Annotated in this window: 12 protein-coding genes and 1 pseudogene; 9 read left to right on the plus strand and 4 right to left on the minus strand. The window is 49.0% G+C overall.

Going from position 1 to position 11,311, the window contains the following annotated elements:
* Positions 1-10: 10 nt before the first annotated feature.
* Both coaE and D3H35_RS20150 read left to right on the plus strand, forming a co-directional pair.
* Positions 11-607, plus strand: coding sequence for a dephospho-CoA kinase (gene coaE, locus D3H35_RS20145; protein WP_119150946.1), 597 nt, complete (start codon positions 11-13; stop codon positions 605-607).
* A complete protein-coding gene (locus tag D3H35_RS20150) occupies positions 604-1,185 on the plus strand; it encodes a lytic transglycosylase domain-containing protein (protein WP_119150947.1) in 582 nt (193 codons plus the stop codon). The genes coaE and D3H35_RS20150 overlap by 4 nt, the downstream gene beginning before the upstream one ends.
* 76 nt (positions 1,186-1,261) lie before the next feature.
* On the opposite strand, the gene D3H35_RS20155 is transcribed toward D3H35_RS20150, so the two are convergent.
* On the minus strand, positions 1,262-1,483 hold the full coding sequence (locus D3H35_RS20155) for an alpha/beta-type small acid-soluble spore protein (RefSeq protein ID WP_119150948.1): 222 nt from the start codon (positions 1,481-1,483) through the stop codon (positions 1,262-1,264).
* A 124-nt stretch (positions 1,484-1,607) separates the two neighbouring features.
* Between D3H35_RS20155 and nrdR the strand changes: the two genes are divergently transcribed.
* The 7 genes and pseudogenes from nrdR to mtnK all read left to right on the plus strand — a co-directional run bounded on the left by nrdR (position 1,608) and on the right by mtnK (position 9,225).
* On the plus strand, positions 1,608-2,063 hold the full coding sequence (nrdR, locus tag D3H35_RS20160) for a transcriptional regulator NrdR (RefSeq protein WP_119150949.1): 456 nt from the start codon (positions 1,608-1,610) through the stop codon (positions 2,061-2,063).
* Between the two features lie 284 nt (positions 2,064-2,347).
* The gene (locus D3H35_RS20165) at positions 2,348-3,787 is read left to right on the plus strand and encodes an ABC transporter substrate-binding protein (RefSeq protein ID WP_119150950.1); all 1,440 of its coding nucleotides are present in this window, start codon (positions 2,348-2,350) and stop codon (positions 3,785-3,787) included.
* A 90-nt stretch (positions 3,788-3,877) separates the two neighbouring features.
* Positions 3,878-4,720 (plus strand): carbohydrate ABC transporter permease, encoded by an 843-nt coding sequence (locus D3H35_RS20170; protein WP_119150951.1) that lies wholly within the window; start codon positions 3,878-3,880, stop codon positions 4,718-4,720.
* The gene (locus tag D3H35_RS20175; RefSeq protein WP_119150952.1) at positions 4,720-5,553 is read left to right on the plus strand and encodes a carbohydrate ABC transporter permease; all 834 of its coding nucleotides are present in this window, start codon (positions 4,720-4,722) and stop codon (positions 5,551-5,553) included. The genes D3H35_RS20170 and D3H35_RS20175 overlap by 1 nt, the downstream gene beginning before the upstream one ends.
* 170 nt (positions 5,554-5,723) lie before the next feature.
* Positions 5,724-6,715: pseudogene (locus tag D3H35_RS20180) on the plus strand (LacI family DNA-binding transcriptional regulator).
* A gap of 512 nt (positions 6,716-7,227) precedes the next feature.
* The gene (locus D3H35_RS32660) at positions 7,228-7,539 is read left to right on the plus strand and encodes a hypothetical protein (RefSeq protein ID WP_233568016.1); all 312 of its coding nucleotides are present in this window, start codon (positions 7,228-7,230) and stop codon (positions 7,537-7,539) included.
* Positions 7,540-7,992: 453 nt separating this feature from the next.
* On the plus strand, positions 7,993-9,225 hold the full coding sequence (gene mtnK / locus D3H35_RS20195) for an S-methyl-5-thioribose kinase (protein WP_119150953.1): 1,233 nt from the start codon (positions 7,993-7,995) through the stop codon (positions 9,223-9,225).
* A 32-nt stretch (positions 9,226-9,257) separates the two neighbouring features.
* Here the strand turns inward: mtnK and D3H35_RS20200 are convergent, their stop codons facing one another.
* The 3 genes from D3H35_RS20200 to D3H35_RS20210 are packed head-to-tail and all read right to left on the minus strand — an operon-like array spanning position 9,258 to position 10,855.
* Positions 9,258-9,536, minus strand: a complete 279-nt coding sequence (locus tag D3H35_RS20200; RefSeq protein ID WP_119150954.1) for a hypothetical protein — start codon at positions 9,534-9,536, stop codon at positions 9,258-9,260.
* A 29-nt stretch (positions 9,537-9,565) separates the two neighbouring features.
* Positions 9,566-10,327: a hypothetical protein gene (locus D3H35_RS20205; protein ID WP_233568017.1), complete on the minus strand. Its 762-nt coding sequence runs from the start codon at positions 10,325-10,327 to the stop codon at positions 9,566-9,568.
* A 21-nt stretch (positions 10,328-10,348) separates the two neighbouring features.
* Complete coding sequence (locus tag D3H35_RS20210; RefSeq protein WP_233568018.1) at positions 10,349-10,855, minus strand: tetratricopeptide repeat protein; 507 nt, start codon at positions 10,853-10,855, stop codon at positions 10,349-10,351.
* Positions 10,856-11,311 lie beyond the last annotated feature (456 nt).

An 11,311-nucleotide genomic window follows, 5' to 3' on the forward strand; every position in this document is an offset into this window, starting at 1 on the left:
AAGAGATCAAATGAACATCGGTTTAACGGGAGGCATCGCTACGGGGAAGAGCACCGTGGCCGGATTGCTCGTTGAGCGCGGGGCGCTGCTGATCGACCTGGACCGGATTGCCCGGGAAATTGTCGAGCCGGGGCAGCCGTCCCTCGCCCTTATTGCGGAGCGGTTTGGACATGCTGTTCTTAATGAGGACGGTACGCTTAACCGCCGAAAGCTCGGCGAGATCGTGTTTTCCGATCCGACCGAGCGGAAAGCGCTTGAGGCCATTACGCATCCGGCTATTCGGGCGATCATGAAGGAGCGCCTGGCGCAATACGAGCGCGAAACGCCGGACAAGCTCGTTGTCGTCGATGTTCCGCTGCTGTACGAATCGCAGCTGGCGTCCTATTTTGAACGAGTCATGGTTGTTTACGTGCCGCGCGGCGAGCAGCTTGCGAGGCTAATGAAGCGGGATAACCTGTCGATTGAAGAAGCGGAACGCCGTCTGAACGCCCAGATGAATATCGAGGATAAGAAAATACGCGCCGATGTGGTCATCGACAACGGCGGCGCTCCGGAGGAAACGGCGGCTCAAATCGACCGATTCTGGCGGGAAGCAGGGCTGGCATGAACCGTATCAACAAAAAAATAAAAAGAAAACGCGTCCTCCTTCCGTTAGTCCTTCTGGTGCTGGGAGTGCTCTTCATACAGTCGGAATGGCTAGGCCGAATGATTTACCCTCTCTCGTACACGGAAGAGATCAGAAGCAGTGCGAAGCAGTTTGGCGTCGATCCGTTGCTGGTAGCGGCGGTTATTAGAGTGGAATCGAATTTCAAGCCGGAAGCGGTGTCTTCGAAGGGCGCCGTCGGAATTATGCAAATTATGCCTGAAACGGCGAAGTGGATTTTGAAAAAAGAGCATTTCGAAGGGGTGTCTATCGACGATGTTCGCAGCGAGCCTCACGCGGGCATTCAGTTGGGAACCTGGTACATAAGGGATCTTCACCGTCAGTTCCAAGGCAATCGGATCGCCGCCCTAGCCGCCTATAACGCCGGTCCGGGCAAAGTCAGGCAGTGGCTCAACGAAGAGGTGTGGGACGGATCGGAGGAAACTTTGCGCAATATTCCTTACGGAGAGACTAGACATTACGTCCAACGTGTGATGTATTATTATAAGAAGTATTCCAAGCTGTACGATTCATCCTTATGAGAACAAAAGAAAACCCCAAAGCCGGAGTGCGGACTTTGGAGCTTTCGGGTATCAAGTGATGCCGTCATTCATTGCATTAACGATATTGACCGGCAAGTTGCTGCTCGGCGATTTGAACCAGGCGCTTCGTGATGCCGCCACCGATAGAACCATTGTCCTTGGTGGTCATATTGCCTTGATATCCGTCCTGAGGGATAGCGATACCAAGTTCTTGCGCCACTTCATACTTCAGTTGATCCAGGGCGCCGATCGCTTGAGGGACGACCAACGTGTTGCTGCTGCGGGATCCTGCTGCCATTGTTGTTCACCTCCTTGCGGTTGGTAACAGTATTATGACCGAATTGGCAATGTTCATGTGAGGAAAGGGTTGGAAATCGAAATAAATTTTCGAACGCGAGCCGAAGGGAGATTTTTGCCGAGCCATGAGATGTCCATACTGCGATTATAACGGGACGAAGGTTCTGGATTCACGTCCAGCCAACGACAACAAATCGATCCGCCGCCGCCGCGAATGCGAGAAATGCGCCCGCCGCTTTACGACGTTCGAGACCGTGGAGGAAACGCCTCTGATCGTCATCAAAAAAGACGGCAGCCGCGAAGAATTTAGCAGGGACAAGCTGTTGAGAGGACTGCTGCGAGCTTGCGAGAAGCGGCCGATTTCCGTCGGGCAACTGGAAATTCTCGTCTCCGACGTGGAACGGGAATTGCGCAATACCGCTCAAGCGGAAGTGGAAAGCCGGATCATCGGGGAATTGCTCATGGAGCAGCTTTATCATGTAGACGAAATCGCCTACGTGCGTTTCGCGTCCGTGTATCGCCAATTCAAGGACATCAATATGTTCATGAAAGAATTGAACAATTTGATGAACAAGATGTAGCCGGTACGGCTGGACGAAGCTCGGACAGACAAGCCCGCTTACGGCGTCGGGGCTTTATTTTTCTAAGCGAATAGCAGCATTAGCCCTTTACTTGGCCAAGCAGGCCGCGTCAAGGGCTCTTTCTATTTTAGCTGCATAATTTAGGGATTTTCTTGCAAAATATAAAAAAGATCTGGAGAAACCCGTTGTAAAAAATAGTGCGATGTGCTACAACTGAAGTACCGGAAACGTTTCCGGTAAACGCATTCAAAACAACAAATCAAAAAGAATGAGGGGATTAGGGAATGGCAAAGCTTAAAAAGAGTTTGGGTCTTTTGCTCGTAATTTCGATGATCGCTGTACTGGTCGTTGCATGCAGCAAGAAGAACAATGGGGAGAACGCGTCTCCGTCCGCATCTCCAACGGGATCGACAACAAGCAGTCCATCGGCTTCTCCGGCTGCGCCTAAAGTCGACGAAATTTACTTCTTGAACTTCAAACCGGAAATCGCTGAAGTTTACGAAAAAATTTCCAAAGATTACGAAGCGGAAACAGGCGTTAAAGTTAAAGTCGTAACGGCTGCAAGCGGTACTTACGAGCCGACTCTCCGTGCGGAAATCGCTAAATCCGATCCTCCTACCATCTTCCAAATCAACGGACCGGTCGGTTACGCGAACTGGAAAGACTACACGGCTGACCTGAAAGGCACGAAGCTGTACGACTCCTTGACGGACAAAAGCTTGGCAGTTAAAAGCGGCGAAGGCGTCTACGGCGTTCCTTACGCTGTTGAAGGCTACGGCATCATCTACAACGACGCGATCCTGAAAAAATATTTCGCGCTTGCGGATAAAGCGGTTACAATCAATTCCGCTGCCGAAATCAACAACTTCGCTACGCTCAAAGCAGTCGTTGAAGACATGACGGCTAAGAAAGACCAACTCGGCATCAAAGGCGTATTCTCCTCCACTTCCCTGAACGCAGGCGAGCAATGGAGATGGCAGTCCCACTTGGCTAACTTGCCGCTGTACTACGAGTTCAAAGACAACACGGCATTCGACAACACGGTGCTGGCTGGTCTGGCTGCTGACGAAATTCAGTTCAAATACGGCGAGAACTACAAAAACGTTTTTGATCTCTACATCAACAACTCTGTAACGAAACCTGCTCTTCTTGGCGCTAAATCCGTTACGGATTCCATGGCTGAATTCGCGCTTGGCCAATCCGCAATGGTTCAAAACGGCAACTGGGCTTGGGGACAAATCAGCGGCGTAGACGGAAACGTTGTAAAATCCGAAGACATCAAGTTCCTGCCGATCTACACCGGCGTACAAGGCGAAGAAAGCCAAGGTCTTGCTGTAGGTACCGAGAACTTCTTCTCGATCAACAGCAAAGTATCTCCTGAGAAGCAAGAAGCTTCGATCGCGTTCCTGGAATGGCTGTTCTCCAGCGAAAAAGGCAAAAGCTACGTTTCCAAAGATCTCGGCTTCATCGCACCTTTCAACACGATCAACGACAACGAAAAACCAGCAGATCCTCTAGCTAAAGAAGTTCTTGCATGGATGGCTAAACAAGGCACGACTTCCGTAGCTTGGACGTTCGCTGCATTCCCAAGCGAAGAGTTCAAAAACAAATTCGGCGCTGCATTGCTTGAGTACGCTCAAGGCGGCAAAACGTGGGATCAAGTTTCCACAATCGTAAAAGACAGCTGGAAATCGGAAAAAGCATTGGCAAAATCCAAGCAATAAGACAGCACCATAATATGAAGTATTAATATTTTATGCCACTGCGTGCCGTACGGTGCACAGTGGCATAAAATAGTCATGGGAGCAGACCAAATGGAAAAGTCGATTAAAAAGTATTTTGCGTTCTTCGTGCTGCCGACGCTCTTAACTTTTTTAGCGCTATTTTTAGTCCCCTTTCTTCTTGGCGTATATTTGTCCTTCACCGACTTTACGACGGTCAACGACTCGAAATGGGTAGGATTCAGCAATTACTCGAGAGTGTTCGAAGACACCGATTTTTTGAAAGCATCTTGGTTCACCGTTAAGTATGCGTTTGTGTCCGTCATCAGCGTTAATCTGATTGCCTTTATTTTTGCGATGGTATTGACCAAAGGGAAGAAAGGCACGAACCTGTTTAGAACGGTATTCTTCATGCCCAATTTGATCGGCGGTATCGTGCTCGGTTACATTTGGCAGTTGATTTTTAACGGGATTTTGTTCAAATACGATCTTACCTTGACGTTCAGCGCCAAATACGGCTTCTGGGGCTTGGTCATTCTGACGAGCTGGCAATTAATCGGTTATATGATGATTATCTACATTGCGGGCATTCAAGGGATTTCGAAGGATTTGCTCGAAGTGGCAACAATCGAAGGCGCTTCTCGTTTCCAGACTTTGCGGAAGGTTACCATTCCTTTGATTATGCCTGCTATTACGATTTGCTTGTTCTTGACGCTGTCGAACGCGTTCAAGCTTTTCGACCAAAACTTGGCTCTAACTGCTGGCGCTCCATCCAAAGAGTCTACGATGTTGGCACTTGATATTTACAACACTTTCTATGGCAGAACCGGGTTTGAAGGTGTAGCTCAGTCCAAGGCAGTCGTGTTCTTTGTACTGGTCGCGTTAATCTCCTTGGTACAACTTGTTATTACAAGAAGAAGGGAGATTGAGCATTAATGCATACAAAAGAATCAAGAGGCAATTTCTCGTTTTTCATTATGTTTTTGCTCATGCTTGCCTTCATATCGCCGATTTTGATCATTTTTATGAACTCCTTCAAAGGGAAGTTCTACATCAGCGATACTCCGTTCGTGTTTCCGAACAAAACGACTTACGTAGAGTTTGACAACTATGTGAGCGGGATCGCGAAAATTAAATTTATGAACGCGTTCGGAATGTCCGTGTTCATTACCGTTTGCTCGGTTTTCGTTATTGTTTTCTTGACGTCGATGACGGCTTGGTACATTACCCGGGTTAAATCGAAGTTCAACCAATTGCTGTTCTATGTATTCGTATTCTCGATGATCGTTCCTTTCCAAATGGTCATGTTCCCGATGACCAAGGTTGTCAACGTGCTGCATCTCGACAATCCCTACGGAATCATTCTGATCTATCTCGGATTCGGCGCGGGCTTGGCGGTGTTCCTGTTCACGGGCTTCGTCAAATCCATCCCTATCGAGATTGAAGAAGCGGTTATGATCGACGGCTGCAACCCGATTCAGGCGTTCTTCAAAGTCGTGCTGCCGATTCTGAAGCCGATTTCCGTTACGGTAGCCATCTTGAATGTCATGTGGGTCTGGAACGACTACTTGTTGCCGTACCTCGTCATAGGCAGCGAGTACAAAACGATCCCGATCGCGATCCAGTATTTGAAGGGCGGATACGGCTCGATCGATATGGGCGCCATGATGGCTATGCTGGTACTGGCTATTGTGCCGATCGTCATTTTCTACTTCTTCTGCCAAAAGTACATTATCGAAGGCGTTGTCGCTGGAGCTGTTAAAGGTTAAAGAGCGGGGCTCATTTCTTGGTGACTTTGCGATCCGGGGAATGCCCTGCTTTTTTGCTATTATTGACAATTAATTCGAGTTATGATAAGCGTTAGTTATTCGAGAAAGTGACTGAGGGGAAAACCATTGTGGAAAGAATCACGATAATTGAGATTGCTAAGCTGAGCGGGGTGGGCGTTACTACCGTCTCCAGGGCGATAAACAATCATCCCGATATTAATGAAGAGACGAAAGCCAAGATTATGCAGGTCATCAAGGAAAACAATTACATTCCGAACAATAGCGCAAGAAATTTGAAGCTCTCCGCTTCCAAGACGATTGCCGTGCTGATCAAAGGGATTACCAACCCCTTCTTTAACCCGATGATCAAAGTGTTCGAACAAGAAATTCAAAGAAAGAAGTACTCGTTAATTTTGCAGCGCGTCGACGAGAAGCAGGACGAGATTGAAGTCGCGATTGAAATGGAAAAAGAAAGACGGCTCAAAGGAATTGTTTTTCTCGGGGGTCATTTTTCGTATTCGGTGGACAAGCTTAATCAATTGACTGTACCGTTCGTGCTTAGTACGACGGGGATGTCTGCGGAGTCGGAGCTCAATAACTTCTCCTCCGTTGTGGTCGACGACTTCAAGGAAAGCTACCGGATGGTCGATTATTTATGCAAGCAAGGACATAAAAAAATTGCGACCATTACGGTGCCAACGGACGATGTGAGTATCGGTCGATTGCGGTACGAGGGTATAAGAAGGCGCTGGAGGACAACGGGGTCAGTGTTAATGAGCGGCTGGTGCGCTTCATGAAGGAAGACATCGAAGGGTACAGTATGGATAACGGTTACGCGGTTACCAAGGAGCTGCTGGAGTCGCAGGAGGAGTTCACGGCGATCTTCGCCATTGCCGACAGCATGGCCATTGGCGCGTGCAAAGCGATATTCGAAGCCGGCAAGCGGATTCCCGAGGACTATTCGGTTGCAGGCTTTGACGGATTGGATATTTCCTACTATTATAATCCGTCCATCACGACGATCAGGCAGCCGGTCGAGGAAATTGCGGAAGAGACGATTCGAATTCTTTTCGATTTGATTTATAAGAAAACCAAGCACTCCCGCAAAATTTTTCCTGCCGAGCTGCTCGTCAGAGAGTCTACGGCGGGCATTAGCGGTTAAAGCGGGGAGTTGTTTCGCCGGCAACGCTCGACCTGGTATCGCCGAATCGTAAATGGCAACGGCGTGGTCGCGACCGGACGAAAACTCCCTTCACCGCATGGATGATTTTTTTGTTGACTTCGCTCTTGGAGCTGTGATAAGATAATTTTTGTCGCGATAAGATGGAACGTTAACTTATTGCCATTATCCCGGCCCTTAGCTCAGCTGGGAGAGCGCTTCGCTGGCAGCGAAGAGGTCAGCGGTTCGATCCCGCTAGGGTCCACCATAACTATTCAACGAGCAGCCTTGTAGGGCTGTTTTTTTGCAACAATGAGGGTAATTCGTTACGTTTGTACGATTAAACGTACAAGTGACCTTGGTTTTGATGGGGTTGAAGCCATTTTGTACGAAGGATCGTACAAAAGGCGGCAGACGATATTTTACTCACTCAAAGAGGCGAAGCACGCCCCGATGATCCTGCACCGCGCAGGGTTAATCGGGGCTTTTTTATTTTAATCCAGGAGGCGATTAGTTTGAGCTTCGAAATCGAACATGCAAAGTGGATTCAATGGCATCTGGATCGGCGGGGGCGATCTTATTTTGTGGACTTTATGTGGAATGTGGGAGGAAACCGCTGTGCGTTCGAAATCATGGATTACGGATCGCACGGCAAAGACCGCTCGAAGTATCGCCTGGATTTGAACCGTGGGTTGTTTCTACAGTCCCAACAATATCAAGTCATTGCGATCTCTTTCGACGAGCCATACTCCGGAATATGCTGGCCCCTATCTGGCTTCAGTCACAAAGCAGAACGCCCTGGTTTCACGTCCGTTTTGCAAAATTGAACGACAGCTTATGCGTTTCGCCATCCGTCACAATCGAATCGTTCGTCCGCCGGAAGCGGCAAGGGAGCTGGAGCTTCATAAACAAACTGTCATTAAATACTGCCGCATGCTTGTGCAGAAAGATAGGCTTCGACCGGTACCGGCTGGAACAACAGGGAGGATCTTTCATTACGAATACTTGGGGTCGCTTCAAAGTCCAGATTTGCTATGAATAGGACAATAGGGCTTGCGTTTTTCATTTTCGGGATTTTAACCGATTGCACCAAACATGTCACTTTGAATATGTTTTCAGCATATTAATATATATTAACGAGTTTACGCTGTTAGAGGGCTGTCGCCAGGCCGCCGCATTGCAGCGCGTAAATATGCCCTTGCTCTCACGGAACAGCTCAAGCCCGTGATCACCGATAGATACTTGACCAGATAGGAATCTACATTCGGAGGGATGCGGAATTGGGATATTACCATATCTTAAAACAAGCGGAAGCGGTCGAGTATGCACGCGGCATCGAGGGAGTATTCCCAGCCGGTGCGCAGCTTACGTCACGGGAGATCGGAGACGGCAATCTGAACCATGTGTTTCAAATATCGGACCCGGCATCGGGGCGGGGCTTAATTGTGAAGCAGGCGTTGCCTTACGTCAAAGTAGTCGGCGAATCGGTTCCCTTGACACTGGACAGAGTACGCATCGAAAACGAAGCTTTGCGCATTCAAGATGAGCTTTGTCCCGATCTGTCGCCAAAAGTTTACGCGTACGAGCAGGAATTGGCGTTGCTGGTCTTGGAGGATTTGAGCGATCACATCGTCATGCGCCGCGGACTGATGAATCGGGGCCGTTATCCGTTTTTCGGGGGACTTATCGGATCATTCTTGGCGCGGACGTTGTTCTTCACCTCGGACCTGGCCATGGATCTGCAAGAGAAGAAACAGCGGGTGAAAGCATTCATCAATCCGGAGCTTTGCAATATTACCGAGGATCTCATCTTTGACGCTCCTTATAAGAAGTCCCGGATGAACATATTCGAGCCTCATATCCGAGATGCTGTTGAGCGCATTTGGGCCGACACGGAGCTGCATCTCGAGGTCGCGCTGCTGCGGGACCTATTTCTGACGAAAGCACAGGCTCTGCTGCATGGCGATTTGCATACAGATAATATTTTCATCAAGCCTGATTCGATGAAGGTCATTGATCCCGAATTTGCTTATTACGGTCCGATGGGCTTTGATATCGGGACGGTTATCGCCAATCTGCTGCTGAACTATTCAGGCCAAGAGGGTTGGAGCACGGATGCGCAGGAGCGCATCGATTACCGCCGCTACCTGCTGGACACCGTTAGCGACTTATGGACACAATTCGAGCTTCAATTCCGCGAGCTTTGGAATGGGCATGCCGCCGACCGGATGGCGAAGACCCGAGGATATCAGGATTTGTATGTAGCAAGGTTACTGCAGGACACAATCGGCTTTGCCGGGGCGAAAATGGTGTGCCGCGTCCATGGTTTTATCCACGTCGCGGACATCGAGCGCATTGAGGATGCCGCTGCCCGCGAACGGGCACAGCGGATCGCGCTCCAAATCGGCACGGCGCTGATCAAACGGAACCGCTCCGCCCGCTCAATTGAGGAATTGCTGGATATCGCTTTAAAAGCTAGCGAGGATGAAAGCGAGAGGCCCTCAGCCGATTGACGGCTAGGGCCTTTATGTGCAGAACTCCTTTATTATTCCTCTTTAGATACCTCGGACACTTTCGATTTCACGGCCTGCGGGGGGATTCCCACGCGTTCCAGTCCCCTCGTCAACAAATCTTGGCCGGTCACTAGGACACCGCTCTTCAAGGCACTGGTAATCGCACCTAGATTTATATCGTTCGGTTGATTTACATCGCGCTTCATATTCGAAAGTTCTTTGCCGACATTGGCAGCGCCGCTTGTCAAAGCAGCATCGGCGAGATTGAGGATCTCTTTCTTTACTCCCTTGAGGACTTCCTTTAATAACATGTTCCTCACCTCCTTTCCGATTTGTCGCTTTAGTGTTGTTTATTCTTCTTGTGACGCTTACTGCGAGCTTCCTTTTTCCTCTCATTTTCCTTCTTAGGAACCATTGGGAGAGCAACTTTTATCATCCCGTTTTTCGCCAATTTGAGAAGTAAATGGCCGGTGGCATGAGCCGCTTTTTCTAACAAGATCGATTTGAGGCTTTCGTTGCCTTGGATGTGTTCAATCGCAGGTTTGCCTTCCAAGGATTGCAGCTTTTGCCTAAGCAGTTGCCTTAATTCCGGATCCTCTGTCTGTTGCTCCAGCTTGGTCCAGCATCTGACCGTGTCCTCGTTCCGCCCGATTCTGTGATACGCCTCGCCAAGATCGTAAGTTAGCTTTGAGTAGTCAACGCCCATAGCCCCGAGATGGCCCTCTTGAAGCAGCTCCTGATTGATCAGGAAGGAATAATCTTCAATGACCGTCCGCGTGCGTTGGAAATGCTTCTCTGGCAGTCTGTATGAGGACTTGCCGCGGAGATAGCGGATCCTGCTGTCGTTTGGAGCGGCTGCTACCGCTTTGTCGAGAAGCTTTAAGCCGTTTTTCGCCCATTTCAACCGTTCAAGCGGATTCGTTTTTTCCCGAGCGATTAAAATCATGATGCTGCCATGGTAAGCTTCCGCAGAAGGGCTGGCCGGGTAATCGAGCCGCAGCCGCTCTGACAGCCGATTCGCTTCCTGTACGGCTGCTGCGTTACCATTCGCGCCCTCCTTATACAGCGATTTAATCTTGTCGAGTCTCTCATCGAATGTCAAAGGTTATCCTCCTCTCTTTTCTTATCCTTTTTTCTTCCGTTCGAATTCAACGATACGCTGCAAGACGGTATCCGCTTTGTCCGGTTTTCCTGCATTTTGGTAAGCTGCAGCCAGGTTTCGCAGTACTTCGCGCACTTGCTTTGGAGTAAGGTAGCCGGAATTCTCTTTATAGCGGTCAAGCAAGAAGGTGAAGTCCTCGATCGCCGTTTCCGAGCAATGGAAAAAGGACTCCGGCAGCCTCAGACAAATGTTCCCGCGCAACAACCGAATTTCTTTATGGTTTGAGTCTAATGAAACAGCCCTATTCAATGCGTCCAATCCCTCTTCCGCTTTATCCGCTCTGTCCAAAACTTTCACGGCATCCCGGCCTAATAGAACGAGAGTGCTTCCGTAATAGGCTTCAATTTGTGCATTATCAGGCTCCGCCTCACGAAGCTTTAAGAGCATCTCGTTTGCTTTTATTACCGCTTTTTTGTCTCCGTCCACTCCTTTATAATGGAGTATTTTGGCTTCCTCGAATTGTTTCATATGGACGCTTTGAGCTGACATTGCTATCGACCTCCCATTGACAAATCCGGCGGAATGTCGAAAATCTGGCGTACCTGTGGCGCCGGAATCGACACAAAACAGGAAATTCTACGTTCGGGATTGTGTGCATGGCATTCCGACGCCCAGGCAAAGGTTCAAGAACGGATGAGGGATTCGTCGAATATGCATCATTCGGCTCTGTCCGATAAAGATCGTTGGACATCTAGGTTCTTGTCCAACCCGTAAAGCAACAGAGATAAATCTCCTCCTCGTGCTAGCCATTCACTTGTTACGTTATGTGCGATTCTCACATAGCGGTTGGATGAAATACCCCGTTTATTAAAAATGTACGCATGTCCGAATCCATTCTCTATTTATGTCGATGGATGCAATTGTTCAAAAACAAGTTTCAATTAAAACTGGCTGCAATGAGGCTAGCGGTTCGATCCCGCCAGA

The sequence above is a fragment of the Cohnella faecalis genome (assembly GCF_003570905.1).
Classification (GTDB): Bacteria; Bacillota; Bacilli; order Paenibacillales; family Paenibacillaceae; genus Cohnella; species Cohnella faecalis.

Bases quoted from the DNA above. Each gene is read 5' to 3' on its own strand.
- coaE (WP_119150946.1), top strand. From the start codon at position 11: ATGAACATCGGTTTAACGGGAGGCATCGCTACGGGGAAGAGCACCGTG.
- D3H35_RS20150 (WP_119150947.1), top strand. From the start codon at position 604: ATGAACCGTATCAACAAAAAAATAAAAAGAAAACGCGTCCTCCTTCCG.
- D3H35_RS20155 (WP_119150948.1), bottom strand. From the start codon at position 1,483: ATGGCAGCAGGATCCCGCAGCAGCAACACGTTGGTCGTCCCTCAAGCG.
- nrdR (WP_119150949.1), top strand. From the start codon at position 1,608: ATGAGATGTCCATACTGCGATTATAACGGGACGAAGGTTCTGGATTCA.
- D3H35_RS20165 (WP_119150950.1), top strand. From the start codon at position 2,348: ATGGCAAAGCTTAAAAAGAGTTTGGGTCTTTTGCTCGTAATTTCGATG.
- D3H35_RS20170 (WP_119150951.1), top strand. From the start codon at position 3,878: ATGGAAAAGTCGATTAAAAAGTATTTTGCGTTCTTCGTGCTGCCGACG.
- D3H35_RS20175 (WP_119150952.1), top strand. From the start codon at position 4,720: ATGCATACAAAAGAATCAAGAGGCAATTTCTCGTTTTTCATTATGTTT.
- D3H35_RS20200 (WP_119150954.1), bottom strand. From the start codon at position 9,536: ATGTTATTAAAGGAAGTCCTCAAGGGAGTAAAGAAAGAGATCCTCAAT.
- D3H35_RS20210 (WP_233568018.1), bottom strand. From the start codon at position 10,855: ATGAAACAATTCGAGGAAGCCAAAATACTCCATTATAAAGGAGTGGAC.